Source organism: Vibrio sp. J383 (assembly GCF_023503985.1).
Classification (GTDB): Bacteria; Pseudomonadota; Gammaproteobacteria; order Enterobacterales; family Vibrionaceae; genus Vibrio; species Vibrio splendidus.
This window is the reverse complement of the sequence record NZ_CP097293.1, coordinates 2,674,059-2,699,386: the sequence shown is the minus strand read 5'-3', so window position 1 is coordinate 2,699,386 and position 25,328 is coordinate 2,674,059. Positions and strand designations below refer to the sequence as shown.

21 protein-coding genes are annotated in these 25,328 nt (G+C 43.3%); 8 read left to right on the top strand and 13 right to left on the bottom strand.

Going from position 1 to position 25,328, the window contains the following annotated elements:
• Window positions 1–6 precede the first annotated feature (6 nt).
• Complete coding sequence (locus tag M4S28_RS12115; RefSeq protein ID WP_004736534.1) at window positions 7–747, top strand: ABC transporter permease; 741 nt, start codon at window positions 7–9, stop codon at window positions 745–747.
• Between the two features lie 2 nt (window positions 748–749).
• A complete protein-coding gene (locus tag M4S28_RS12110; protein ID WP_004736535.1) occupies window positions 750–1,427 on the top strand; it encodes an ABC transporter permease in 678 nt (225 codons plus the stop codon).
• 76 nt (window positions 1,428–1,503) lie between these two features.
• On the opposite strand, the gene xthA is transcribed toward M4S28_RS12110, so the two are convergent.
• The 3 genes from xthA to emrD form a co-directional block, all read right to left on the bottom strand.
• Entirely contained in the window at window positions 1,504–2,310 is an 807-nt protein-coding gene (xthA, locus tag M4S28_RS12105) for an exodeoxyribonuclease III (RefSeq protein ID WP_249631880.1), read from the bottom strand.
• Window positions 2,311–2,481: 171 nt separating this feature from the next.
• Window positions 2,482–4,572, bottom strand: coding sequence for a S9 family peptidase (locus tag M4S28_RS12100; protein ID WP_249632735.1), 2,091 nt, complete (start codon window positions 4,570–4,572; stop codon window positions 2,482–2,484).
• 335 nt (window positions 4,573–4,907) lie between these two features.
• On the bottom strand, window positions 4,908–6,113 hold the full coding sequence (emrD, locus tag M4S28_RS12095; protein ID WP_029222513.1) for a multidrug efflux MFS transporter EmrD: 1,206 nt from the start codon (window positions 6,111–6,113) through the stop codon (window positions 4,908–4,910).
• Window positions 6,114–6,612: 499 nt separating this feature from the next.
• Between emrD and M4S28_RS12090 the strand changes: the two genes are divergently transcribed.
• The gene (locus M4S28_RS12090) at window positions 6,613–8,730 is read left to right on the top strand and encodes a methyl-accepting chemotaxis protein (protein ID WP_017078152.1); all 2,118 of its coding nucleotides are present in this window, start codon (window positions 6,613–6,615) and stop codon (window positions 8,728–8,730) included.
• A gap of 158 nt (window positions 8,731–8,888) precedes the next feature.
• Here M4S28_RS12090 and M4S28_RS12085 read toward each other — a convergent pair whose 3' ends face one another.
• From M4S28_RS12085 to dinG, 5 genes are all read right to left on the bottom strand, one after another.
• Window positions 8,889–10,022, bottom strand: a complete 1,134-nt coding sequence (locus M4S28_RS12085) for a ribosomal protein uL16 3-hydroxylase (protein WP_249631879.1) — start codon at window positions 10,020–10,022, stop codon at window positions 8,889–8,891.
• A gap of 71 nt (window positions 10,023–10,093) precedes the next feature.
• Entirely contained in the window at window positions 10,094–10,264 is a 171-nt protein-coding gene (gene rsmS / locus M4S28_RS12080) for a pleiotropic regulatory protein RsmS (protein ID WP_004736541.1), read from the bottom strand.
• A complete protein-coding gene (locus tag M4S28_RS12075) occupies window positions 10,254–10,802 on the bottom strand; it encodes a primosomal replication protein (protein ID WP_029406046.1) in 549 nt (182 codons plus the stop codon). Before M4S28_RS12075 ends, rsmS begins: the two co-directional genes overlap by 11 nt.
• A gap of 22 nt (window positions 10,803–10,824) precedes the next feature.
• Window positions 10,825–11,604 carry a sulfite exporter TauE/SafE family protein gene (locus tag M4S28_RS12070; RefSeq protein WP_004736543.1) on the bottom strand — a complete coding sequence of 260 codons (780 nt, stop codon included), beginning with the start codon at window positions 11,602–11,604 and terminating at the stop codon, window positions 10,825–10,827.
• 128 nt (window positions 11,605–11,732) lie between these two features.
• Window positions 11,733–13,823 carry an ATP-dependent DNA helicase DinG gene (gene dinG, locus M4S28_RS12065; RefSeq protein WP_108149824.1) on the bottom strand — a complete coding sequence of 697 codons (2,091 nt, stop codon included), beginning with the start codon at window positions 13,821–13,823 and terminating at the stop codon, window positions 11,733–11,735.
• A 512-nt stretch (window positions 13,824–14,335) separates the two neighbouring features.
• Here dinG and M4S28_RS12060 point away from each other — a divergent pair.
• Both M4S28_RS12060 and M4S28_RS12055 read left to right on the top strand, forming a co-directional pair.
• Window positions 14,336–15,355: a porin gene (locus M4S28_RS12060; protein WP_249631878.1), complete on the top strand. Its 1,020-nt coding sequence runs from the start codon at window positions 14,336–14,338 to the stop codon at window positions 15,353–15,355.
• 74 nt (window positions 15,356–15,429) lie between these two features.
• Complete coding sequence (locus M4S28_RS12055) at window positions 15,430–16,077, top strand: DUF2057 family protein (RefSeq protein ID WP_249631877.1); 648 nt, start codon at window positions 15,430–15,432, stop codon at window positions 16,075–16,077.
• Between the two features lie 74 nt (window positions 16,078–16,151).
• Here M4S28_RS12055 and M4S28_RS12050 read toward each other — a convergent pair whose 3' ends face one another.
• Complete coding sequence (locus tag M4S28_RS12050) at window positions 16,152–16,880, bottom strand: pseudouridine synthase (RefSeq protein ID WP_249631876.1); 729 nt, start codon at window positions 16,878–16,880, stop codon at window positions 16,152–16,154.
• A gap of 321 nt (window positions 16,881–17,201) precedes the next feature.
• Here M4S28_RS12050 and M4S28_RS12045 point away from each other — a divergent pair, with 321 nt between their 5' ends.
• Window positions 17,202–19,427 (top strand): NADP-dependent isocitrate dehydrogenase, encoded by a 2,226-nt coding sequence (locus M4S28_RS12045; RefSeq protein WP_249631875.1) that lies wholly within the window; start codon window positions 17,202–17,204, stop codon window positions 19,425–19,427.
• Between the two features lie 358 nt (window positions 19,428–19,785).
• Here M4S28_RS12045 and cspD read toward each other — a convergent pair whose 3' ends face one another.
• The gene (gene cspD, locus M4S28_RS12040; protein ID WP_004736548.1) at window positions 19,786–20,007 is read right to left on the bottom strand and encodes a cold shock domain-containing protein CspD; all 222 of its coding nucleotides are present in this window, start codon (window positions 20,005–20,007) and stop codon (window positions 19,786–19,788) included.
• 586 nt (window positions 20,008–20,593) lie between these two features.
• On the opposite strand from cspD, the gene clpS reads away from it, so the two are divergent.
• Window positions 20,594–20,914 carry an ATP-dependent Clp protease adapter ClpS gene (clpS, locus tag M4S28_RS12035; RefSeq protein WP_004736549.1) on the top strand — a complete coding sequence of 107 codons (321 nt, stop codon included), beginning with the start codon at window positions 20,594–20,596 and terminating at the stop codon, window positions 20,912–20,914.
• Between the two features lie 39 nt (window positions 20,915–20,953).
• On the top strand, window positions 20,954–23,227 hold the full coding sequence (gene clpA / locus M4S28_RS12030; protein ID WP_017089556.1) for an ATP-dependent Clp protease ATP-binding subunit ClpA: 2,274 nt from the start codon (window positions 20,954–20,956) through the stop codon (window positions 23,225–23,227).
• 389 nt (window positions 23,228–23,616) lie between these two features.
• On the opposite strand, the gene infA is transcribed toward clpA, so the two are convergent.
• The 3 genes from infA to aat form a co-directional block, all read right to left on the bottom strand.
• Window positions 23,617–23,835 carry a translation initiation factor IF-1 gene (gene infA / locus M4S28_RS12025; protein ID WP_001040192.1) on the bottom strand — a complete coding sequence of 73 codons (219 nt, stop codon included), beginning with the start codon at window positions 23,833–23,835 and terminating at the stop codon, window positions 23,617–23,619.
• A gap of 81 nt (window positions 23,836–23,916) precedes the next feature.
• Entirely contained in the window at window positions 23,917–24,615 is a 699-nt protein-coding gene (locus tag M4S28_RS12020) for an arginyltransferase (RefSeq protein ID WP_114633780.1), read from the bottom strand.
• On the bottom strand, window positions 24,612–25,325 hold the full coding sequence (gene aat, locus M4S28_RS12015) for a leucyl/phenylalanyl-tRNA--protein transferase (RefSeq protein WP_017078161.1): 714 nt from the start codon (window positions 25,323–25,325) through the stop codon (window positions 24,612–24,614). The genes M4S28_RS12020 and aat overlap by 4 nt, the downstream gene beginning before the upstream one ends.
• Window positions 25,326–25,328: the final 3 nt, after the last annotated feature.

Genomic DNA, 25,328 nt, shown 5'->3' with positions numbered 1-25,328 from the left:
TTCATTATGTTTGATTTACAAGGATATGAAGCTTCGATCCTGAAAGGGGCGGTGCTTACAATCGAAGTTGCCTTGCTGTCGCTAATTTTAGCTATGGTTCTTGGTATGCTAGGTGCCTTAGCAAAACTTGCGCCTTATCGCTGGGCTCGTGCAATTGCAACCCTCTACACAACCGTCATTCGAGGCATCCCCGATCTCGTATTGATGATGCTGATTTTCTTTGGTGGACAAATCCTTTTAAACAACAGTTTGTATTCCATCAATGAGTGGCTCAATGAGTGGTTCACATCAAGTGATCCTAACCACGAGTGGACCGCTTACCTACCAGATTATATTGATGTCAGCCCATTTATTGCTGGTGTATTAACCATTGGCTTCATCTTTGGCGCTTACATGGCTGAAACTTTCCGTGGTGCAATCATGGCTGTCGACAGCGGTGAGATGGAAGCGGCAAAGGCCTACGGCATGGGGCCCGTTTTAGCGTTCCGCCGTATTTTACTACCTCAAATGATTCGTCACGCACTGCCGGGTTTTGGTAACAACTGGTTGGTTCTACTTAAGACCACCGCGTTGGTTTCGATTATTGGCCTAGAAGACATGGTACGTGTTAGCGCGTTGGCTGCAGGCTCAACCAAAATGCCATTTACCTTTTATATGACAGTGGCACTTATTTTCCTATTCTTCACCAGTGTTTCGACGGGCTTGCTTAAGTTGGTTGAACGTAAATTCAGTATCCACGCGAGGTAGTTATGGACTTTTCATTGATAATTGAAAGCCTGCCGATTTACCTTAGTGGTTTATGGACAACGGCTTGGATGGTTTGCGTCGCTTTGATCATTGGCTTATGTGTAGCCATACCATTAGCTATTGCTCGTAACAGTCCAAATATGCTGATTAACGCTCCTGCTTGGTCGTTCATCTATTTCTTCCGTGGTACGCCATTATTGGTGCAGTTGTACCTGATTTACTACGGAATGGATCAGTTCTTCCCGGTAAAAGATACACTATGGGAAAATGCGTGGTTTTGTGCTTTGGTGGCATTCATTCTTAACACATCGGCATACACAGCAGAAATCATTCGTGGTGCTATCAACGGCTTGCCTAAAGGTGAGGTTGAAGCAGCAAAAGCTTATGGTATGAGCACACCCAAGACATACCGCCGCATCATTCTTCCAAGTGCTTTACGTCGAGCATTACCGGCTTACAGTAATGAGGTTATTTTTATGCTTCATGGCTCAGCGGTAGCAGGTATCGTAACCATTATGGATCTAACGGGTGCTGCCCGTTTGGTTAACTCACGTTACTACGCACCATTTGAATCGTTCCTAACGGCAGGCCTGTTCTATATGGGGCTAACGTTTATTATTATTGCGATTTTTAAATTCGCAGAGAAACGTTTTCTAGCTTACTTAAGACCACTTAGCTAATCACACGTTACAAATCATAGTTAAAAAACGGCGCTTCTATAGCGCCGTTTTTAATTGATAATAACCAATTTACTCGTTACTTAAACGTCGACCAAATCGGAGCGTGGTCTGATGGTTTTTCAATACCGCGTAGCTCGTAGTCGATGCCCGCTTCAGTACATTTGTCAGCAAGCTTTTGAGTTGCTAGGACCACATCAATACGCAGACCACGGTTGTCTACGAAGCCTTTTGAGCGGTAATCAAACCACGAGTATTGATCGTTCACTTCAGGGTGTAGTAAACGGAAGCTGTCCACAAAACCCCAATCCATCAGTGTTTTCAACCATGCGCGCTCTTCTGGTTGGAAAGAACACTTACCTGTTTTCAACCAACGTTTCGCATTAGGTTCACCAATACCGATATCAATATCGGTAGGGCTGATATTAATGTCGCCCATTACGATCACTTGTTCATCTTTGTTGTGGTAATCGTTCAGGTACGTCATTAAGTCTTTGTAGAACTCACGCTTGTACGGGTATTTGGTTTCATGCTTAATGTTGTCGCCTTGAGGGAAGTAACCATTTAGCACAGTGACCTTCTCACCATTTTCATCTTCAAACGTCGCCATGATCATGCGCTTTTGATGGTCTTCATTGTCTGTAGGAAAGCCTTTCTGTACAGAAATTGGCTCTTGCTTACAAAGCATAGCCACACCGTAGTGCGCTTTTTGGCCGTGGAAGTAAACCTTGTAACCCATCGCTTCAACATCAGCGAGCGGAAAGGCTTCATCGTGGACTTTAATTTCTTGAAGACCAATTACGTCAGGTTGGTGTTTGTCGATAATCGCTTGCAGTTGGTGAAGGCGGGCTCTAAGGCCATTTATGTTGAAGCTAATGACTTTCATTTGTTTTTATACCTCTCGTAAACCCTTGTGCTTGCTTGTTTATCAAGGGTTTGTTGATTTGGTGGATTTCATGGTTAATGGTATTTAACCATGCTTAATAATTTCTGTCGCCACTTTATAAAGACTAAATGGCGACGTTAAATTGTGTGAATACCTACAGTTACGCTGAGTCTACTGAGTTTTTAGTAAGTCTAAAAAGAACGCGTATTCAAGTGCGTCTTCTTTCAATCTTTTGAAGCGACCAGAAGCCCCGCCGTGACCAGCTTCCATATCGGTTTTGAACAGCAGCACGTTGTTGTCTGTTTTCATCTCACGCAGCTTCACCACCCACTTCATGGGTTCAAAGTATTGTACTTGTGAGTCATGCAGGCCTGTTGTTACTAACATGTTCGGGTAGCTTTGAACTTTCACATTGTCATATGGCGAGTAACCTAGCATGTAATCGTAGTAGATTTTATCGTTGGGGTTGCCCCATTCGTCATACTCGTTGGTGGTGAGAGGAATCGATTCATCAAGCATAGTCGTCACCACGTCTACAAACGGAACATGTGCACCAATACCACGGTAAAGTTCTGGTGCTTGGTTGATGATTGCGCCCATCAATAGGCCGCCAGCAGACCCGCCTACCGCAAATACTTTATCTTTAGCGCCGTAACCTTCTTCAACAAGCCCTTTGGTTACATCAATAAAGTCGTTGAACGTGTTTTGTTTGGTCAGTTTCTTGCCATCTTCATACCAAGGGCGACCAAGCATTTCTGAACCACGGATATGTGCGATAGCATAAACGAATCCGCGATCAAGTAAGCTGAGGCGAGCCGATCCAAAGGTTGGTTCGATTGTGTGGCCGTAAGAGCCGTAGCCGTATTGATAGATAGGGTTAGTGCCGTCTTTCTTGAATAAATTTTTACGATAAACTAAAGAGACAGGAACTTGATTACCATCGCGAGCCGTTACCATGATTCGCTCTGATTGGTAGTTATTCGCTTCGAAATCACCTAATACGGGTGTTTGCTTCATTAGCTCAGATTCACCTGTACTTAGATCGAAATCATAGTAAGTACCTGGCGTAGTTAAGCTGCTGTAATAGACACGAACTTTTGAGTTATCTAATTCATAGTTACTCGTTAGGTAAGCGGCAAATGCGGTGTCGTTAAATTCAAGTGGGAACTCGTTGCCTGTTGAGAGTTGGCGAACTTTCACTGTAGACAAGCCATTCACACGTTGCTCGTAAACAAGATGGTCATCAAACAGTTCGAAATCGACAAGTTGAGTGTCGTCGTCTGCTGGGATGACGTCGACCCATTTTGAACGGTCATGCATGTCTGCCGTGTTTACTTTCATTAAACGGAAGTTGACGGCTTGGTAGTTGGTGTCGATGTAATACCAATCATCTAGCTTAGCGATGCTGTACTCGATGCCTGCCTCTCGTGGGTAGAAAGGTTCTGCTTTCGCGTTTGGGTTGTTGGCATCAATGATCGAAACACCACTGGTTTCAGTGCTCGAGTGCCAAATGTAGACCTGTTCACCATCTTTGCTTTTACTCAAAGAGGTGTAGTAAGCGCTGTCGGTTTCTTCGTAGATTAGCTCATCGCTTGTCTGAGATGTGCCCAATACATGTCGTAAAACTTGGTAACCCAGCAATGTTTGTGGATCTTTCTTGATGTAGTAGAAGGCTTGGTTGTCGTTTTGCCATGCAATTGCACTCGAGGCACCTTCAATTTCATCTTTCAGATATTCACCTGTCGTGAGGTCTTTAATCTTGATGGTGTAGATCCGGCGGCTAAGCGTATCTTCGCCATAGGCCAACAAGTTTTCGTTTGGACTGATCGTCAAGCCACCAACACTGAAGAATTCATGTTCTTTTGCCAGTGCGTTAACGTCTAAAATGATTTGCTTGTCTGCGCCTGCAAAGTCTTTTGCACGTAAGTGAACGGGGTATTCGTTGTCACCTGTGACTTCATTCGAATAGAAGTAGCTGCCTTTGCGAACCGGTACTGAATTGTCGTCTTTTGCGATTCGCCCTTTGATCTCTTCAAATAATTGTTTTTGTGCCGCTTCTGTATGTTTAAGCACCGTATCTGCGTACTGATTCTCTTGCTCAAGTTGTTTCAAGATCTCTGGGTCTTGGCGTTCATCATCGCGCATCCAGTAGTAATCGTCGATTCGGGTATCGCCATGAATCGTCATTGCATGAGGGACTTTCTTAGCAACAGGAGCTTGTGTTTGCTGGGCGACAAGTTGCGATGGAGAGTAGTGGTTCATGGTTGTTATTCCTTGATTGCTGCATCCGGCGACAAGCGCTATTGATACGGCTAATGTGGTTAAAGCGATACGCATCTGTATATCCTTAGTGTGCACCTTACTCGTTTTAATGCCAGCATCCTTTGTTGGTTAGGTTTCTTCCAGTGATGTTATTTATAATTGGATTCTGGATATGCACTTTCAGCGTAAGTGTCTGTTATTGTTTTCAAAAAATCAAAGTAATGTTAAATGAAATTGCTGATACGTGAGAGTGGAAGGAATAAATGCGAAACAAAAAAGGGACACGCTTTTCAGTATGTCCCTCTTCGTTGTTTGGGCTGGGTTCGAGTTTTACTTTAGATAGCCAGTGGCATTTCGTTTGAATGGTCAGGTTTACGATTAACCCAACGTAAACCAAGCATGGCGATGAATGACATTGCAATCATCAAGCAACCGAGTGGCAGTTGGTCTTGAGCAGGGAAGAACGATGCCAATAGTGTTGCGATGCCAGCACCTAGATTTTGCATACCACCGAGGATCGCGCCCCCTGTACCTGCGTGGAATGGGAATGGCGAAAGCGCTCCCGTTGTTGCTGCTGGAAATAAGATACCAGCGCCTAAGAAGTAAATCGTTGCACCGCCAATCAAAGTTAATGCTGTTGTTTGACCGAATAGACCCGGTATCAATACCACTGTTGAGCCTACCAAGATAGCAACTAGACCAACATTCAGTACACGGCGCTCACTGCGACGTTGTGCGATGTAACTAGATAGGCCTGCACCGATTAAGTAACCTGGAATGGGTAAGACAAACAACAAGCTTACTGTGGTTGCAGGTAAGCCAAGTACGCCGCCAAGCAACACACCTGCCGCTGCTTCAAATACGGCTACACCAGCAAAGGTTGCGACTAATACCAATAAGAAACCTTGGAAACGTTTGTCAGACAGAACGAATTTGTAGCTGTTGGCAACTGATTCATGTTTGCGTCGTTCTTTCGGCAGTGTTTCCATCATGCTCGTCATCATGGTAATCACAACGGCGATACCAAACAGCGCAAGGAACAAGTAGCTAGAACGCCAGCCGAAAGCTTCTGTTAGGTAACCACCCAATACAGGAGCCATCAATGGTGAGAAAATCACACACATGCTAATTAAGCTGTTTGCACGGTGCAGTTCTGCGCCTTCAAAACAGTCGCGAGTCAATGTACGAGACATCGCACCGCCACAACCGATACCCAAACCTTGGATAAAGCTACCCGCTAAGAACCATTCATACTCGTGAGCGAACAATGCCACCAGAGTGCCGATGATGTAGATGATCAAACCAATCACGATGATCGGTTTACGACCTAGGCGATCAGAAAGTGGACCGTAGACAAATTGCGACAGACCATAAGGGATCAAGTAACACGCCATCACAGCTTGGAGTGAAGACGCCGAAACCAAGAACTCACCTGACATATGACCGATAGAAGGCACGTACATCGTTTGAGTCATTTGACCTACAGCAGTCAGAATAGCGATTAAAAAGGTAAGTTTCGCTAATGGAAACGAGGCGGACATTTGCGTATCTCTCCAAAAAATAAAGACGTAAAAAGCCTTAGCGCTCCTTTGAGGAGAGCCAAATAAATAAAGTGTTCAGGGAATCTAGGCGCGAGATATTAGATCTTGAATGCCGAGTTAGCAATCAAAAAGTGTGAAGTTGATCAAGATAAAAATCTATAGTTTGGATTATTAAAACTAATCCGAAGTTACTGTGTTCTCAAAGATCAAAAGGGGGAATGTTTTTCCTAGAAATTTCGATGCTATGGTTATGCCTAAAGTGTTAGTTCAATAGTTACATGGCCCATGATGGCGTGAATACATTTAGTTGAAATCACAGAAAAAAGGCAAAAGACACGGCCTATTAACATTTATGTAAACTTTCGTTTTATATGTAAGCAATTTGTGCTGTAATTATCCGCTAAGCTATTCGTCAAACTTATTTACATTGTGCTCTTCAATTCATCTCAATGTGGTAGTTACGGTTATGGAAGTCTTTTGGCTTAAATAAGGATATTAAATGCGCTCACTATCGGTACAGTGGAAAATCACCCTGCTTGCAGGCTGCTGTCTAATCATTACTTCACTGTCTCTTATTGGTTTTTCAATCTATAACGCGACCAGTAACCAACAAGTCATCAAATCTCAAAGCTCAGAATCAGTTATCAATAAAACTCAGCAGTTGCTGGCGTCTGTTTCTCAGCTTAATGCTCAAGAAACCCAACGCTATGTAGACGAAGCGGTTTACCGCGCAGAAATGTTAGCAGCCAGTGCTCAGTTTCTAAAGAACAATGCGGATGAAAACTTTACCCCAAGTGAAGAGCTTCGTACTGCGTTAGATGAAATGGTTCGTCGCTCAGTTTTGAACTTTGATTCTATTCAAGGTGCATATTTAGTTTTCCAACCTGATTTACTTGATGGTGAAGATGCGAATTATGTCGATGCGGACTATGTTGGATCTAATGAAAAAGGTCGTTTTGCTCCTTATTGGAAGGTGGCGGATAATGGCGAAAATGTTCTAGCGAACGTTCTGTCAGAACCTATCTTGAGCGATGATAGCAATAGCGAACGCTTTTATTGTCCTTTGTCTTCAGGGCAAACGTGTATTAGTACTCCACGAGTCGTGAACAGCGGTGGTACTGCATTACTTACCTCTTCAATTTCAGTACCTATCTTAGTTGATGATGTTGCTATTGGCTTCTTGGGTATTGACCTAAGGTTAGATGGCTTGACCAGTGTGGTCACGCAATCAGATCAAAGCTTATTTGATGGCGCTGGTGCCGTTTATGTTGTCAGCCTAGACGGTTCGGTTATTGCTTCAGATGACTCAAGTATTGCAGTCGGCTCGGTCTTTCAAAGTGACAATACCAACAGTGATTTAATGACTGACTTTATTTTCGGTGGTGAAGTGACGACTCAATGGAGTGAGAATGGTGAGTGGTTACTCGCATTTGCTCCTGTTACCGCGGCAAACCAAACTTGGGGCGTGCTGTTTGAGATCCCGCGAGAGAGTGTGGTTGCCGATGCTAACCGATTGGATTCAATCATTAGTACTAAAGTAAGCGAAGGCATCCAAACGGAAGTGATTGCAGGCGTCATCTTTATTCTTTTTGGTTTAGCTATTATCGCGTTTTCTTCATTGTCTATTGTTAAGCCTATCCGACAGGTAGTCGAAAGGCTCAATGATATCGCTTCTGGTGAAGGTGATTTGACTCAGCGTTTGGAAGTGAAATCTCAAGACGAAATTGGTCAGTTATCACAAGGGTTTAACCTGTTCTTAGACAAGCTTCAGCACACGATTAAAGAAGTGATTCAAACCACTGAGCAAGTAGCGAGTACGACAAGCCAAGCTAAGGCATCAGCATCAAGTACACGTGAAAGCAGTGAATCTCAATTTAAAGAAGTTGACCTAGTGGCAACAGCCGCAGAAGAGATGACTCAGACTGCTGGCTTAGTGGTACAAAATGCAGAAGTTGCAGTTGATGCTGCTTGTGAAGCGAACCGTTCTGCTCGACAAGGGCAACAAGTCATCGAACTCTCAGCTGGAGAAATGAGAAAGCTGGTGGAGCGTATGTCGAGCGCTGTTCCTATTGTTGAAGAGTTAGCTAAAAATAACGGTAACATCACCGAAATCTTAAGTGTTATTGAAGGGATCTCTGAGCAAACCAACTTACTAGCATTGAATGCGGCGATTGAAGCGGCGAGGGCGGGTGAGCAAGGACGAGGTTTTGCTGTTGTAGCTGATGAGGTAAGAAACTTAGCAAGTCGTACACAATCATCGGTTGGTGAAATCAGAGCGGTGATCGACAAGGTTCATGCTGGAACTCAAGATGTTGTCGAAGCGATACAAGAAGGTAATATCTTAGCCAACGATACTGCGTTACATGTTCAAAATGCAGTTGAAGATCTTGGTTCGATTTTCACTTCAATTGAAGAGATCAGCGATATGAATAGCCAGATAGTGAGAGCAGCAGAAGAGCAGCAATCGGTTTCCGGTGAAGTGAATCAAAGTGTGGTTAACATTCGCGACTTAAGTGCGAAGATCTTGGAGCAAGCCGCAGCTTCTGAGCAAGTGGGCAGCGAAATCGAGCAACTATCTCAACAGCAACAGAAATTGGTGAATCAATTCAAGGTCTAGTAGTTTAAGGTTTAGCTGTTTAAGACTTAGCAGTATAAGGCTAGCTAACGGTTGAATCGAAAAAGGGACAAATGAAGATTTCATTTGTCCCTTTTCTGTTTTTCTAAGGTTCTAAGGTTTTAGATCTCGATGATATCCACCGAAACCAATTAACCAAGTTAGTCTTCGATAAACCAGTAACCTTTGTTTACTAATTCAGTCACGACTGTTACACCTGAAGGAGAAAGATTGGTTGCTGAATTAATCACCTCGTCGTCACAAAGTACGTTTAGTAGTGACGAATCTGCTTCTTCAACCTTGACCACTTCACCATTGATGTAAGCCGTGTTGGTTTCATTCTCGTGGTAGAGCGCTTTTAAGCCAGACACGCGGTGGATCTCGCCTTCTGACTCTAAGTGCTGAGCGATCTCTTCTTCTGTCCATAATGGCTCAGGAGCTACGATATCAAGCTGGTGGCGTGATTGGCTTAGCAAACATCCCATGAATTCGCTGATGGTTTCAGGTCGCTCTAGTGCAGATTTCAACATGTCAGTTAGATTGCTTAAATCCGATGAACGAATCTTGCCGTAACCATCTTGCGTTTTGAATTCTGGATCGTGAAGATGAACGTCACCCATATCATGAGCAAGTACAAAATCGGCGAAGTTGCTGATTAGCTCTTGTTCTTTAGGGGAGCGATAGCCAATAGAGTAGCTCATTGACGGCTCTAACGTGTTGCCTTCATGCGGGAAACCCGGTGGGATATAAAGGATATCGCCCGGCTCTAAGGTTTCATCAATGATCGGTTCAAAACCTTCGATTTGACGAAGTGCAGAAGCTTGAACGGTCTCTTTGTATTGGCCCACATCTTTTGCGCCAACTTTCCACTGGCGTTTACCTTGACCTTGAATGATGAATACATCGTATTGATCAATATGGGGGCCAACGCCACCTTCTGGTGCTGAGTAGCAGATCATTAGGTCGTCGAATAACCAGTTTGGTAAGGCTTGGAACGCTTCAGTCAGCTGATTTGCACCTTGGTGCCAGTGGTTCGCTGCTTGAACGATCAATTGCCAATGTGTTTCAGTTAGCTCGCCAAATTTCTCTTCGGAGAATGGACCATGTTCTGCAGTCCATTGGTTGTCGAGGTTAGAGACAAAGCGAGAATCCACTTCTTCTTCCATCGATAAACCAGCAAGTTCTTCCGGCGAAATTGGGTCGACGAAGTTTTGGAAGCCACCTTTTAAGATGGTTGGTTTTTTATGCCAGTAGTTTTCAAGAAATTCGGGCATAGAAAAGCTAAGTTGGTACATGTGAATCCTGTATGTTTTTATGCTAGATGCTAGATGCTAGATGCTAGATGCTAGATGCTAGATGCTAGATGCTAGATGCTAGATGCTAGTTTGGCTTGTAAATCTTGTTGGACAATCTTAATTGCTTCTAACGCCACTTTTGGGTCGATTTCGTTGCTTTCGAGCAGATAGATCAGGTCGACAGCTAACTTAACTTCTTCTGGCGCATTATCCAGTGGTGATGATGTGTTATCAGTGTTCATTTCGCTTAGGGTTCTCTAAGTTAATCAGTCTCTCAATATTTTTCATTGAGTCTTCACAGCGTTCTAATCGTTCTTTTGCTAATTGCCAAGCCTCGTCCGCTTTTTTCTTACTGTGGCGAGGCGCAGAATCAAACGCTAACTTTCGTACTCGTACTAAATCGACCAGTCGCTTTTGCCAATCTTGGTGCTGAGCGAGTTCGTTGTATAGGTCGTTGAGATTTTTGCCTGACTTACTTTTTCGGTCTAAGCGTAAATCATGGTTAGCGAGCTCCCTTTGGATTGCAGCTATCTGGTTAGTCAGCTTTTCCGTCAGGTAGTTGGCCCGAGATGCGGTCAGTTGATTTGTCGCTTGTTCACGAATAATGGTGTTGTACGTTGCTTGAGTTTCAAGTGCGTAGGGCATTAAAATAGAAGAGCTGCACTTAAATAAGGTTCGGTCAAACAAGGCTTGATGATAAGCACCACGGGCTTTGTCGACCTGAGAACTGTGCCCAATTAAGGTATCCAGTACACTTTTAAGATTTGAAAAATGGTTCATTTCGCTTCCCATTGGCTGGTGGCTATAAGTTTACAAACCACGCTTCGTAAGCCAGTTTAATCGCAAGAACACTCACAACAGTCACAAAGACAGGTCGTATAAATGTAGCACCAAAGCGAATAGCAGAATGTGCTCCAACAAATGCACCAGCCATCAAACAAAGCCCCATGGTTAAACCTAGAACCCAATCAATATGACCGAGAATCGCAAAGGTCACCAAAGAGGTGAAGTTGCTAGTGAAGTTCATCGCTTTAGACAAACCAGAAGCCAGTAAGATATTTAAGCGATAAAGCGCCATAGAACTCACAGTCCAAAACGCGCCAGTACCTGGGCCTGCAACACCATCATAAAAGCCAAGAATGAATCCTTGGTACTTTTGTTTTCTTTTAAGTACTGGACACGGTTTAGGAGACACATTATGGCTCACATCCGGAGTCTTATGAAAAATGGTATAGACAGCAGCGGCCAGAATAACTAATGGCAATACCTTCTCTAACCACTCTGTACTAATGGCATCAACAGTCAGGGTGCCGATTGTTGCACCTATTAATGTCGATATGAATGCATTGGTCCAACATTCAGGTTTGAACAGTTTCTTTCGATAGTAAGTAAAAGCGGCAGTTGATGAGGCAAACGTTGCGGCCAGCTTATTAGTTCCAAGTGCAATGTGTGGCGGTAAACCAAGCGATAGCAAAGCTGGGACGGTTAACATCCCTCCGCCACCAGCGACAGCATCGATAAAGCCTGCTGCAAATGCAACCAAGGCAAGTATGACCAACATGGTTGGCTCAATCATTTCCATAAATAGCTAGTGTTCTCGTTATCGGCTGTTAGGGCAGCCACATGAATAATCAATGGATTAGTCATGTTGGGTTGTGAATGCAAGGGCCTAGCGATGACAGGCCCATAACTACCTTGAGGGCAGTAAAATTAGTATTTTATTGTTCTTTTAAAAGGCGGTAGCGAATCGAGTAGGGATTTCCCGTATCGCTTCGTGACTATGCGTCTATCAAGGATCGTGACTCTACCAGAATCTCGTTCTTTGCGCAGCAATCTACCCACAGATTGAATAAGCTTTTTACTCGCTTCTGGAACAGTAATCTGCATAAAAGGATTACCGCCGCGTGATTCAATATATTCTGAATGTGCTCGCTCTACAGGAGAGGTAGGAACACCAAAAGGAATCTTGGTAATCACGAGGTTTTCAAGTAGCTCACCCGGTAGATCAAGACCTTCAGAAAAGCTACCCGTTCCAAAAAGGACGCTGGTTTTACCTTGGTCTATCAGCTTTTTATGTTTTTTTAGGATTTCGGTTCGTGAAGTATCACCTTGAACCTGCAATGCCCACGACTTTTTAACGAAATCTGTTGCTAAAGCTTCTGCAACTTTATTCATTTGCCAGTAAGAAGAGAATAAAACGAGATTGGCTTTGTTGTCTTCTATTACCTTAGGCAATATTTCAATAAGATATTCAGTAAACTGAGGTGCTTGTGGTTCGTACTTCATTGCAGGAACAACCAGCTCAGCTTGGTTCTGATAATCAAACGGCGATGCCAAAGCAAGAAATTGTACACCGTCTTCGGCTTTTTGACTGATACCAGCTTGATGGCAGAAAAAGTTGAAGGAGTTAAGTGCTCTCATTGTCGCAGAGACGAGTACTGCACCAACACAACGACTCCAGATCTGTTGGTCCAGTTGCCAACCCACCTCTAGTGGCGAAACATTCACAACGAAATCGCCTTCACTTTCTTTATTCAGTTCAAGCCAACGCGCTAAAGGCGCTCCTTTTTCGCGTTTAGGCTCAGCCATTAAGCGCCAAACCTGAGCAAGGTTTTCTGTCCTTTGTATATAGAAACCAATTTCTGCAAGCGCAGGCTCTGCCAGTTTTGCAGAAAGCTCTCCGTCTTTAACTCGCTCTGCAATCAAGTCTGCAATCTTCGCAACGGCTTGGCTCGCCTTTTGTGTGAGTTGCTTGAGATCTTTAGATTCATTCTCTAGCCAATCAGGTAAGTCGCCATGCTCGAAGCGATACAAGCCGTCTTCAAAGTGGTTAGCATCAAACTGTTTGCTCATTTGAGTAAGAGTAGGAATCAGCTGTTGTACAGAATCCTGCAATTCATTTCTGAATCGACCCACTCGCTTTTCATCCGCCAAGCCCGAAAGCTTGGTGATTGATTGATTCAAACGCTCTAACCATGAAGCGGCACCCTTTAAGCTCGCCGCTGCAGAAGAGTGATCTCTCGCTACGTGTGGTAAGTGGTGAGCCTCGTCAAATATATAGATGCTATTTTCTGGTTCGGGCAGTATCACGCCGCCACCAAGGTCGGCATCAGCCATCACTAAACTGTGATTGGCGATAATCACGTCTGCTTTATCCAGCTCCGAGCGTGCTTTTTGGAAAGGGCAGTCTCGATGAGTCGGCATACTGTTGTTACAGCTATGCTTATCACTGACAATCATCAGCCAAATCATATTGTCGATTGGCTTTGGCCACGAATCACGGTCACCATCCCATTTACCTTGGGTTAGGCTTCGATACATAGTTTGAAGTTGGTCGATGTCTTTCTTCTTTGGCTTGGATTCGAACATTGCCATTTGTCCGCCATCAATTTGTCCACCATCAAGCCCACAAGCAGCGGCTAACTTCTCGGAGCAACAATAACGCTGTCTGCCCTTCGCTAATATGAAAGAAAATTCTCGATCAGTCAGTCTTCTATATAGAGGGAGATCTTTATTGACGAGTTGTTCTTGTAGGGCAACCGTAGCTGTCGAAATGATGATTTTTCGATTATTTAGCACAGCGACAGGAATTGTTGCCATGAGATAGGCGAGTGATTTCCCGATTCCTGTTCCCGCTTCAGCCACAATCATGCGATTACTTTTGTGGTATTGACCACAAAGTGTCTTAGCTATTTCTGCAACAAGGTAATTTTGAGCACGTCGAGGTACAAAGTTGTCCAGCTGATCTTGGAGGTTTTGATAACTGGTGCGAATGGATTTTTGAATTTTAGTAGTTAGCATACTGTGACCTACATAACGGAGCGAGGATAGTAGCACATATCACTAGTCGGTACATTTGCGGCGAAATAGCTTGCTTTTAAATCAAAGGTAGATCTTGTTCACAAAAAAAAACTGAACCATCAGGAACTTAACGATTTTATTTATGTTGTGAAATATAAATATTAAAAAAGACTGACTTGTAGGTGTTAAGTTCTGATTTGTTGTTTGTTTATTAGTTTTTCTGGTTTTAAATACTGTTATGTTCTTTTTTTATATTATTATATTTCCTGATAAAACTAAGGATAAGTTACTCGTAAAACAATGAAAAAAAATGTAAGCCTTTGATTGTTATTGGTTTGTGTTTTTTTTAGATGTGTTTTTAGTTTATTTGACACGCAGGATAATCTTTTGCAATCTAGACCTCGAAATTTAGTGACGGTGATTAACCAACAAAGAGTGGTAATGACCAGTCATAAAAATAAAAGGGAACCGGGCAAGGATCTCCCATTCTTAGAAAAGGCAGTGGATTTATTATGAAAAAGACTCTATTAGCGCTAGCTATCGCAGCTACAGCAACTTCTGTAAACGCAGCAGAAATTTACTCTAACGACGATACTAAAGTTGGCCTAAAAGGCGAGGTAGATATCTACCTACAACAATCTGAAGTAGACAAAAACCTTACAGAAACAACTAAGAACGAAGCTGACGTTTCTACTTGGGCTAAAATCCAATTAGACGCTGAGCAAAAGCTAAACGACCAGTTTACAGCATTTGCATCTTTTGAAATCGAATCAGATGGTAAAGAAGCTAAGTTTGATGATGTTCTAGCTGGTTTTAAAACTGACACTTGGGGTATGGCTTTTGGTGAAACTGGCGACTTAGCAGAATCTGCTGACGCAATTCAGAAAGACGATATCACAAACGAAGGTAACTACATGGGTTCTACTGGTGGTCACCATAAAGAATCTTCTGGTCACGGCGCTGTATTCAAAGGTCAATTTGTTGAAGGTTTCACTATTGTTGCTGACGTAAACACTGATTCAACTGAAAACGTTGACAACACTTACGGTATCTCTGCAGACTACGCATTCAGCAACTTCTCTATCGGTGCTTCTTACATTGCTGGTGATGCTGCTAAAGATGTAGATTACTCTCTTGCTGGTGTTTCTGCTTCTGCTGAATTTGGTGGCTTCTACTTAGCGCTTACTTACGCACAATTTGAGGGCAACCAAGGTTACGGTTACTGGGACCTTTCAGACATCGCTGCTAACTCTTACGGCAATGGCGAGACAATGGGTGTAGCTGCTGCTTACCAAATTGACGCTGTTCGTCTATACACTACTTACGCAGTAGCGACTACTGATGAGATTGCAACTGCTGCAGGTACTGCTTCTATCTCTGACATCGACTCTACTAACCTAGTTGTTGGTGCTGACTACGCATTCCGCGACAACATCCTATTCTTCGCAGAATACCAAACCGCTGACTTCGAGTACGCTTCTGAGACTCTAGATGCTGACGGTGTTATTGCTGGTGTTTACTACACTTTCTAATTTGTAGTTAACTATGCTATATAAAAGCCAGCGTTAAGCTGGCTTTTTTACATTTATTGATTAAGGAATTGTACATGAACAAGTGGTATTTAAGTTTTATCTGTCTGGTCTCTGCACCATATGCAACAGCTTCTCTTGAGCTAGCTTCTGGTATTACTCTAAATACTTTGAACGGTGAGGTGATTGTCAATGTGGAAGACGCGGTATTGACCTCTGGGGAAAACCAACTCGTTTTAGATTACACCGGGTATTTGAGCGATCAAGGTAAACGCGAATTTATCAGTACAGTTCCTTATATTATGGTCGTCGATGTTCCTGAGAATGCTGATGTAGAAGTTGATCTTCAAAGTAGAAAGTACGCTAAAATTGCGAAGAATGTGGATAGAGAACTTCCTATATTCAACATTTCTATAAATGGTGATGATGTAGAAGTTGAGCAAGAAATTCTGCCTGCAGCGAAAGGTGCATTACCTTATGGTGATATTCCTCAGTTGGTAAAAGATTATAATCAAGAAAGAGGTTTGGTTTTTGATTCTGGTAAAATTCGCTCACTGAAGGAAGAGCTAGCGGCGGTACAAGCTGGTGCTGTGGTTGGAACGACGGTTGCTATCGACAGCTCTGTACAAGAATCAGAAAATACCCTTCAGCTTAAACTTTGGTATTCAAGAGCAAACGAAGAAGAGCGTAAAGCATTTCAAAAATGGCTAATTGACCAAAAGTAAGACCAAGATTTTTTAAAGCGAGGTGTTCCTGTCTAAGACAGATTCCTCGCTTTTTCATTTCTGCTAATGGTCTACTAGATTTCTTTCCACTCACCAGGCTGAAGTTGCCCCACGTTCATGCTGCCCATTGAATAGCGAATAAGTCGCAGGGTAGGGAAGCCGATATTTGCTGTCATTCGTCTTACCTGACGGTTACGCCCTTCAATGATAGTAATCGCTAACCATGTTGTAGGTATTGCGGCTCTGAAACGCACTGGAGGGGTTCTTTCCCACACAACAGGTTCAGACATCACCTCAACCTGAGCAGGCAGTGTCATGCCGTCTTTTAGCTCGACGCCTTTTCTCAATTTATCTAAATCTTCCTCATCAGGTGCGCCTTCAACCTGCACCCAGTAAGTCTTTGGTGACTTTGAGTTTGGTTGGGTCAATTTGGCTTGAAAGATGCCATCATTGGTCAAGACCATTAAACCTTCGCTGTCGCGGTCAAGTCGACCCGCCGCGTAAACATCTTTAACAGGAATAAAGTCTGCGAGTGTTTTCCTGCCTTCGCCATCAGTGAACTGGCTGAGAGTATCGAAAGGCTTATTGAACAAAATGACTTTGCGATCTTCGATTGCCACCTTAGGTTTCACGTTGGTAGGTTTACTTTTATATCGGTGCTTACTCGAGTGCGATTTTTTATGCGAACTACCCGTGTTATTTTTATCACTGCTTCGGTTTTGTCTATTACCGCTTTGTTTTAATGTTGCACCAGCACGAGCTGGTTTGTCTGAACGAGATACGCTGTGTGAGCGAGTAGACATGTTAACTACCTTGCAAAAATGTAAACGAAGTGTGCTGAAAAGTTTTCACTGAAACGGAATTGAGCTATCATTTGCGCGCCTAAAAGACACAAAATAGAACAAGTTGATGGACTCTTAAGCCTGATTTGTTTAATTATACCTTCGTGTTTTATTATAACAACGCACTCACGGATTTGGTTCATGCTGTCATCAAGATTGCATGAAAAATAAGATAGAGTACGACTATCGAGTAAGCAGTTTTCACTCTTTGAGTGGCTTACTGGTCAATTTATAACATGCTCAATACTTTAAATGAGCTTGTAAGAACTATAGGGAAATTTCATGCCTACTGAAAAACCAACGATCATCTATACCATTACAGACGAAGCTCCGGCGCTAGCAACTTACTCTCTGCTGCCAATCATTCAATCTTTTACAGCTTCTTCTGGTATTAACGTTGATACTCGCGACATTTCACTTGCAGGGCGTATTATTGCCAACTTCCCTGACTATTTGAACGAAGAGCAACGTATTGGTGATGCATTAGCAGAACTAGGTGAATTGGCTAAGACACCAGAAGCGAACATTATCAAGCTTCCAAACATCTCTGCATCTGTACCTCAGCTTCAAGTAACGATCAAAGAGCTACAGTCAAAAGGTTACGCACTTCCTAATTACCCAGAAGAAGCAAACACTGACGAAGAGAAAGCCGTTAAAGCGACTTACGATAAAATCAAAGGTAGTGCAGTAAACCCTGTACTACGTGAAGGTAACTCGGATCGCCGTGCTCCACTTTCTGTTAAGAACTATGCGAAGAAGAACCCACACTCAATGGGTGCATGGTCTGCAGATTCTAAGTCGCACGTTTCAAGTATGGACGACAAAGACTTCTTCGGCAGTGAAAAGTCAGTAACGATTGAAGGTGCTACAGAAGTGAGCATCGAATTTGTTGGCAAAGATGGCGCGAAGAAAACACTGAAGCCAGCTTTTGCACTGCAAGATAAAGAGATCATTGATGCGTCAGTGATGAACAAAGCTGCTTTGGTTGCGTTCTTTGAGAAAGAAATCGCATCGGCTAAAGAGCAAGGTGTACTGCTTTCTCTTCACATGAAAGCTACGATGATGAAAGTGTCTGACCCAGTGATTTTTGGTCATGCGGTTAAGGTTTACTACAAAGACGTGTTCGCTAAGCACGGTCAACTGTTCAACGAGTTAGGTGTTGATGTAAATAACGGCATCGGCGATGTATACGCAAAAATCGCTGCACTTCCTCAAGACCAGAAACAGGCAATCGAGGCTGACCTACAAGCAGTATACGAAACTCAGCCTCCACTAGCGATGGTTGACTCAGACCGTGGCATTACTAACCTACATGTTCCAAGTGACATCATTGTTGATGCATCGATGCCTGCAATGTTACGTTCTTCAGGTCAAATGTGGGATCCAGAAGGTAAGCAAAAAGATACGAAAGCAATGATTCCAGATCGTAGCTACGCGAGCATCTACCAAGCCGTTATTGATTTCTGTAAAGAGAACGGTGCTTTCGACCCTACAACGATGGGCAGTGTACCAAACGTTGGCCTAATGGCTCAAAAAGCGGAAGAGTACGGTTCTCACGATAAGACTTTCATCCTTGAAGCTGCTGGTCAGGTTCAAGTTGTAGACGCTTCAGGTTCAGTGCTTCTTAAGCAAGACGTAGAGGAAGGTGATATCTTCCGTATGTGTCAGGTTAAAGATGCACCAATTCAAGATTGGGTTAAGCTAGCGGTTACTCGTGCTCGTGCATCGGGTGTTCCTGCGGTATTTTGGCTAGACGCGTCTCGCGCACATGACGCTCAGCTTATTGAGAAAGTAGAAGCGTACCTTCCTGAATACGATACTAATGGTCTTGAAATTAAGATCCTTGCTCCACTTGAAGCAACTCAATATTCATTGGTTCGTATCAAAGAAGGTCTAGATACTATTTCTGTTACTGGTAACGTATTACGTGACTACCTAACGGATTTATTCCCAATTCTAGAGCTTGGTACGTCAGCTAAAATGCTATCGATTGTTCCACTAATGAACGGTGGCGGTCTGTTTGAAACCGGTGCTGGCGGTTCTGCTCCTAAACACGTGCAACAAGTAGAGAAAGAGAACCACCTGCGTTGGGATTCTTTAGGTGAATTCTTGGCATTAGCGGCATCTCTAGAGCACCTAAGCGTAGTCACTGGCAATGCTAAGGCACAAGTTCTAGCTGACGCGCTTGATAAAGCGACGGGCGAGTTCCTAGATAAAAACAAATCTCCTTCACGTCGAGTAGGTGAGCTTGATAACCGTGGTAGCCATTACTACCTAGCAGCATACTGGGCTAAAGCGCTTGCTGAGCAAACGGTTGACGCTGACCTTGCTGCTGAGTTTGCAGGTGTGGCAAGTCAATTGGCTGAAAGTGAAGAAGCTATCGTTGCTGAGCTAAACAACGCTCAAGGTCCAGCAGGCGATTTAGGTGGTTATTACCTACTTGATGATGCATTGGTTTCATCACTAATGCGTCCAAGTTCAACACTGAACGCATTCATTGACGCATAGTGATTAGACTCATCGTTAGCAAATTATGGTCATGATTTACTAACGAGTTGCTTGGTCTGACAGTTAAGTTATAGACCAAGACAAAAAGAAAGACGCTTTAACGATAACGTTAAAGCGTCTTTTTTGTTTATTCATAATGCTTTCCTAGACCTAGACCTAGACCTAGACCTAGACCCAGAAGCACCTTGGGGGCAAACATCCTCGAGCGAATCGTATTGTGAGCAACGTTATAGCTTCTAGATCGAAAAACCGCTCATTTAATCCTGTATTAGGGGTATCAAATGAGCGGTTTCAATATTCTGCTTACCTGTCAGCCGTTAATTAGGACTGATGGAGGTCAACATGATTCGGCCATCGCCTATTTAGCGGCGCTGCCTTCTACAGGAACAACAGAGCTAGCGTGCGAGCCTTTAGGTCCACTTTCTACTTCATAGTCGACCTGCTGACCTGCCTTTAAGGTTCGATAACCTTCCATCTGTATTGTGGAGTAGTGCGCGAAAATATCGCCGTCTTCACCTTCTGGACAAATAAAGCCAAACCCTTTGGCATTGTTAAACCATTTTACTGTACCTGTAGCCATGCTATACATCCCTCATGCATTTTGTTACTAACGTTGTTATATCAATTGTTGTAAGTGCGATTGATATCATTCCTACCAACTAAAGAATTTCAGCTGATAGCTTGAATCTCATACATTGCTTACGGAAATTAACGCTACCCTGCGTAATTATTCCTTATTGTTCGTTCTTAACGCGTATTACTCGATTTTGAATCTTGTTATAAAGTTGTATCAGAAAAACCTTTTAGCTCCAATGTAGCTAATGATTGAGCGCAGTCAATAGTAAATTGGTATAAAAGTGATCAAATTTAATAACAAATCACATTCGAGATTAACTGCAAACTATTAACTAAATAGTAACTTAGCGGTAATCTTATCGTTAGCATCAATAGTTATGGTGTCTTTTTAATCAATCACATATGTTAATCCTGTTAATAGAGATCTTTTATTTGCAGCGATGGAAATGGTGGATTAGGCTCAGTATAGAGGAATATTTTTTGGTACTGTTTCTCGGTGCAGTTTCTTAGTACACCGTAATGCGTGAATGTGGTAAATTTGAATGACGTAACACTCACGACTTCCGAAAAATAACTCTTAGCAAAGCGATATGAGCAGAAACTTTGAATGGGCATCTCCAGGCTCAGATTTACTGGAGAAAGAAGAGACAAAAGTAAAGCCACCGGCGATGTATAACGTTGTATTGAATAACGATGACTACACGCCTATGGACTTTGTAATCGAGATCCTAGAGCGATTCTTCTCACTAGATATCGAACAAGCAACGGAAGTGATGCTCAAGGTTCATTATGAAGGTAAAGCTATATGCGGCACATACAGTGCTGAAATAGCGGAAACAAAGGTAGCGCAAGTAAAGATGTACTCAAAGGAAAATGAGCATCCGCTACTATGTACAATGGAGCAAGTATAAATTGCTCGAACAACACTGTTGTTCCCTTAGGAGGTACTTATGCTAAATAAAGAATTAGAGACGAGTTTAAATGGTGCATTTGCTCGTGCGCGAGACAAGCGACATGAATTCATGACTGTCGAACACCTCCTACTAGCATTATTAGAAAATGATGCGGCCAAGGAAGCGCTCCAAGCTTGTCAGGCTGATCTCGATGCTCTTCGCAATGAGCTCGATATTTTTATCGATCAAACAACCCCACTTATCCCAGAAAGTGACGAGACTCGTGAGACTCAGCCTACGTTGAGCTTCCAACGAGTACTTCAACGCGCTGTTTTTCATGTTCAGTCTTCAGGTCGTAGCGAAGTTACAGGTGCAAATGTACTTGTGGCTATTTTCAGTGAGCAAGAATCTCACGCGGCATATTTACTCAAGAAAAACGACATTAGTCGCTTAGATATTGTTAACTTTATTTCTCATGGCATTACTAAAGCCAGTAACGAAGGTGATAGTTCATCACCGTCTGATTCATTTGGTGGCGCAGAGAATGCAGAAGAAGCTAACTCTGAAGATCGTCTAGAAAATTTTGCAACTAACCTTAACGAAGTGGCAAAACAAGGTAATATCGACCCGCTTATCGGGCGTGATAAAGAGCTTGAGCGTACGGTTCAAGTTCTATGTCGTCGTCGTAAAAACAACCCTCTGTTAGTGGGTGAAGCGGGTGTGGGTAAGACCGCCATCGCGGAAGGTCTTGCATGGCGTATTGTTGAAGGTCAAGTACCTGAAATTATTCAGAGTAGTGTGATTTATTCTTTAGATATTGGTTCACTTCTAGCTGGGACTAAATATCGTGGTGACTTTGAGAAACGTTTTAAATCGATTCTTAAGCAACTAGAGAAAGAAGAAGACGCAATCCTATTCATTGATGAGATCCACACTATTATTGGTGCAGGTGCAGCATCGGGTGGTCAGGTTGATGCGGCAAACTTAATTAAGCCACTACTAAGCAGCGGTAAATTACGTTGCATCGGCTCAACGACATACCAAGAGTACAGCAGCATTTTTGAGAAGGAGCGTGCTTTAGCTCGTCGCTTCCAGAAAATTGATATTATTGAACCATCGTTAGATGACACAACCAAGATTCTGATCGGTTTGAAGCCAAAATACGAAGCTCACCACGAAGTGCGTTACACCAACAAAGCGTTGCGTGCCGCTGTGGAGTTGTCAGCTAAATACATTAATGAACGTCACCTTCCAGATAAGGCAATTGACGTGATTGATGAAGCCGGCGCTCGTAGTCGTTTGGCACCAGCAAGCCGTCGTAAGAAAACGGTAAGCGTGGCTGATATTGAGTCAATGGTCGCGAAAATGGCTCGTATTCCTGAGAAGTCAGTATCATCTTCAGACAAAGATACGTTACAGAAACTGGATGACCGCATGAAAATGTTGGTATTCGGACAAGACCCAGCGATCGATGTATTGAGTGAAGCGATTAAGCTGACTCGTGCAGGGTTGGGTGCAGACAATAAACCTGTTGGTTCATTCCTATTCGCTGGTCCTACTGGTGTAGGTAAAACAGAGGTGACTGTACAGCTGTCTAAGTTGATGGGTATTGAACTGTTGCGCTTTGACATGTCTGAGTACGGTGAGCGTCACTCTGTGAGCCGTTTGATCGGTGCTCCTCCTGGTTATGTTGGTTATGACCAAGGTGGTCTACTCACTGATGCTGTAATCAAGAATCCACACTCTGTTGTGTTACTTGATGAGATAGAGAAGGCTCACCCTGATATCTTTAACTTGCTACTACAGGTGATGGACAACGGTACGCTAACTGACAACAATGGTCGTAAAGCGGATTTCCGTAACGTGATCCTTGTGATGACGACCAATGCTGGTGTTGCTGAAACTGAGAAGAAATCGATCGGTTTGATCCAACAGGATCATGCGCCAGACGCGATGGGTGAGATCAAAAAGGTATTTACACCTGAGTTCCGTAACCGTCTTGATAATGTCATTTGGTTCAACAGCCTTGATCCAAGTGTGATTAACCAAGTTGTCGACAAGTTCATTGTTGAGCTTCAGGTTCAACTGGACGCTCGAGGCGTGTCTTTAGAAGTTTCTGAGGATGCTCGTCATTGGTTAGCTGAAAGAGGTTATGACAAGACTATGGGTGCGCGTCCTATGGGACGAGTGATTCAAGAGAAGCTTAAAAAGCCTCTTGCTAATGAGTTGCTGTTTGGTAGTTTGGTTGACGGCGGTACGGTTAAAGTATCCCTGATTAAAGACGATCTAGATTTCATCTATGTTGGTGCTAAAGAAGAGGTTATGCATTAAGCCTATTTCTTAACAGCTTAAGCTGTTGCTGACTGCTTATTGAGAGCGCGGTACAGCTAATCACGATAATAAACGCATGACTTCGGTTGTGCGTTTTTTTAGTTATAGAGTAGCTGAAACAAAGAGAAAGCTGTGGATTGGGGTTGAGGCACTGTTTGACCATAAACCGTTTATGCTGGCTTAACCTACGCATATACAAACAGCGATTGGTGACACTGTTATTGGTGACTCAGTTATTAGGGAAAAGTGTATTGCAGGGGAATGTTACGAGAGACTGAAGGTATTGTTGGGGCTCTTGGAGAGCTAATCAGGTGTTTCTTTAGTGTTTGTTTGGTCGATAAAAAACGGAGCATCAAGCTCCGCTTCTTATCGTATTCGGTAATTAAAAATTAACGAGCACGGAAGACGATGCGGCCTTTAGAAAGGTCGTATGGAGTCATCTCAACAGTTACTTTATCACCAGTAAGAATACGGATGTAGTTTTTACGCATTTTACCAGAGATGTGTGCTGTCACTACGTGACCGTTTTCAAGCTCAACACGGAACATCGTGTTTGGTAGAGTATCAAGGACCGTGCCTTGCATCTCGATTACGTCTTCTTTAGCCATCTAATCCTCTTTCGAAATTTGGCGGTTTTCAACGGCTTGATTGTGCCGTTAAAATCAAAATATGTAAAGTTGTCGCGTATTCTACCCTTGCCACCGCTGATTTACTAGCCTTTGATGACGTTGAAATCGTACTTTATAGTTCATCGCAGGACATTCATCGATTTGATAACCCAAATATAACCACTGTTTCTGTTCTTTCTGGGCGTGCTGGATTTGAAACAGAACACCTAGTGTTCCCATAGAGATGTCGATATCAGGATCGAAGAAGGTATAAAATGCGCTTGTGCAGTGAGACATCACATCAGTGACGGCGATGCCGACTAACTGGCTATCATCATAGATGTGCATGAACTTTGTGGCAAGCCATTCATTTTTAGAGAATTGTAGAAACTCTTCTTTTTTTGGGGGATACATGGTTCCGGAACGGTGACGAGCGGTTATATAGCGACTATATAAGTCAAACCAGTTGTCATCCATCTCGTCTTTCAATTCCCAACGTAGTGATTTGGCTTTGTTGAGGATTCGTCGTTGGCTTTTGGAAAGCTTGACCTCGGGAATCGAGAGGCGAATAGCTTGGCACGCAGAGCAATTATCGCAATGTGGCTTATAAATGGTCGCTCCACTGCGGCGAAATCCGTTGGCGAGCAGGACTTCATAATTATCTGAAGTATGCATGTGCTCATCAAGCGTGACCGCCACTCTTTCTTGAAGATGTGGCAGGTAGCTGCAAGCATGGTTATCGGTCAATCCAATTCTGATTTGTTGTAAATCTGAACTCATGAAGGCGTTCCCTCTAGCCATTGTGATTTAAAACATCCATCGCTAAGTTGATTTTCTTTAAGTATTTTCAAAGCACTAAGGAACTCATCTCTTTCTACTTCGATAGCGCCCAAGGATTCCAAATGAGGGTTCATGACTTGGCAATCGATGAGCTTTCCTCCGAATCGTGTAAAGTGTTCACAAAAGTACCACAGTGCAATTTTAGAGGCATTGGTCTTCAGACTAAACATCGATTCACCACAAAAGACTTGGCCTCTTTGCAAACCGTAAAGTCCGCCGATAAGCTCGTCGCCTTGCCAAACCTCAACGGAGTGGCAGAAACCTAATGAAGAAAGTTCGCGGTACGCTGACTGCATGTCACCGTTTAGCCAAGTTTCTTCTTCGGGTCTTAGCGAGGAGCAGTAGCCAATCACTTTGTCTGTCGCTTGGTTGATGCTGACACGGTAATTATGCTTTCTTTGAAACTTTTTAAGACTTTTTGACGGTTCGAATGTCTTAGGATTAAATACCGCTCGTGGTGCAGGGCTCCACCAAAGTATAGGCTCCCCTGGACCGTACCATGGAAATATACCTTGGCTATAAGCGTTTAAAATTCGCATGGGTGACAAATCACCACCGAAGGCGAGCAGACCGTTAGGTTCATCAAGCGCGTCGAAAGGCGAAGGAAACTCTATACTAGTAGTATCAAGTTCGGTTAGGTATATAGTCATAAG

Bases quoted from the DNA above. Each gene is read 5' to 3' on its own strand.
- M4S28_RS12115 (WP_004736534.1), top strand. From the start codon at position 7: ATGTTTGATTTACAAGGATATGAAGCTTCGATCCTGAAAGGGGCGGTG.
- M4S28_RS12110 (WP_004736535.1), top strand. From the start codon at position 750: ATGGACTTTTCATTGATAATTGAAAGCCTGCCGATTTACCTTAGTGGT.
- xthA (WP_249631880.1), bottom strand. From the start codon at position 2,310: ATGAAAGTCATTAGCTTCAACATAAATGGCCTTAGAGCCCGCCTTCAC.
- M4S28_RS12100 (WP_249632735.1), bottom strand. From the start codon at position 4,572: ATGAACCACTACTCTCCATCGCAACTTGTCGCCCAGCAAACACAAGCT.
- emrD (WP_029222513.1), bottom strand. From the start codon at position 6,113: ATGTCCGCCTCGTTTCCATTAGCGAAACTTACCTTTTTAATCGCTATT.
- M4S28_RS12090 (WP_017078152.1), top strand. From the start codon at position 6,613: ATGCGCTCACTATCGGTACAGTGGAAAATCACCCTGCTTGCAGGCTGC.
- M4S28_RS12085 (WP_249631879.1), bottom strand. From the start codon at position 10,022: ATGTACCAACTTAGCTTTTCTATGCCCGAATTTCTTGAAAACTACTGG.
- rsmS (WP_004736541.1), bottom strand. From the start codon at position 10,264: ATGAACACTGATAACACATCATCACCACTGGATAATGCGCCAGAAGAA.
- M4S28_RS12075 (WP_029406046.1), bottom strand. From the start codon at position 10,802: ATGAACCATTTTTCAAATCTTAAAAGTGTACTGGATACCTTAATTGGG.
- M4S28_RS12070 (WP_004736543.1), bottom strand. From the start codon at position 11,604: ATGGAAATGATTGAGCCAACCATGTTGGTCATACTTGCCTTGGTTGCA.
- dinG (WP_108149824.1), bottom strand. From the start codon at position 13,823: ATGCTAACTACTAAAATTCAAAAATCCATTCGCACCAGTTATCAAAAC.
- M4S28_RS12060 (WP_249631878.1), top strand. From the start codon at position 14,336: ATGAAAAAGACTCTATTAGCGCTAGCTATCGCAGCTACAGCAACTTCT.
- M4S28_RS12055 (WP_249631877.1), top strand. From the start codon at position 15,430: ATGAACAAGTGGTATTTAAGTTTTATCTGTCTGGTCTCTGCACCATAT.
- M4S28_RS12050 (WP_249631876.1), bottom strand. From the start codon at position 16,880: ATGTCTACTCGCTCACACAGCGTATCTCGTTCAGACAAACCAGCTCGT.
- M4S28_RS12045 (WP_249631875.1), top strand. From the start codon at position 17,202: ATGCCTACTGAAAAACCAACGATCATCTATACCATTACAGACGAAGCT.
- cspD (WP_004736548.1), bottom strand. From the start codon at position 20,007: ATGGCTACAGGTACAGTAAAATGGTTTAACAATGCCAAAGGGTTTGGC.
- clpS (WP_004736549.1), top strand. From the start codon at position 20,594: ATGAGCAGAAACTTTGAATGGGCATCTCCAGGCTCAGATTTACTGGAG.
- clpA (WP_017089556.1), top strand. From the start codon at position 20,954: ATGCTAAATAAAGAATTAGAGACGAGTTTAAATGGTGCATTTGCTCGT.
- infA (WP_001040192.1), bottom strand. From the start codon at position 23,835: ATGGCTAAAGAAGACGTAATCGAGATGCAAGGCACGGTCCTTGATACT.
- M4S28_RS12020 (WP_114633780.1), bottom strand. From the start codon at position 24,615: ATGAGTTCAGATTTACAACAAATCAGAATTGGATTGACCGATAACCAT.
- aat (WP_017078161.1), bottom strand. From the start codon at position 25,325: ATGACTATATACCTAACCGAACTTGATACTACTAGTATAGAGTTTCCT.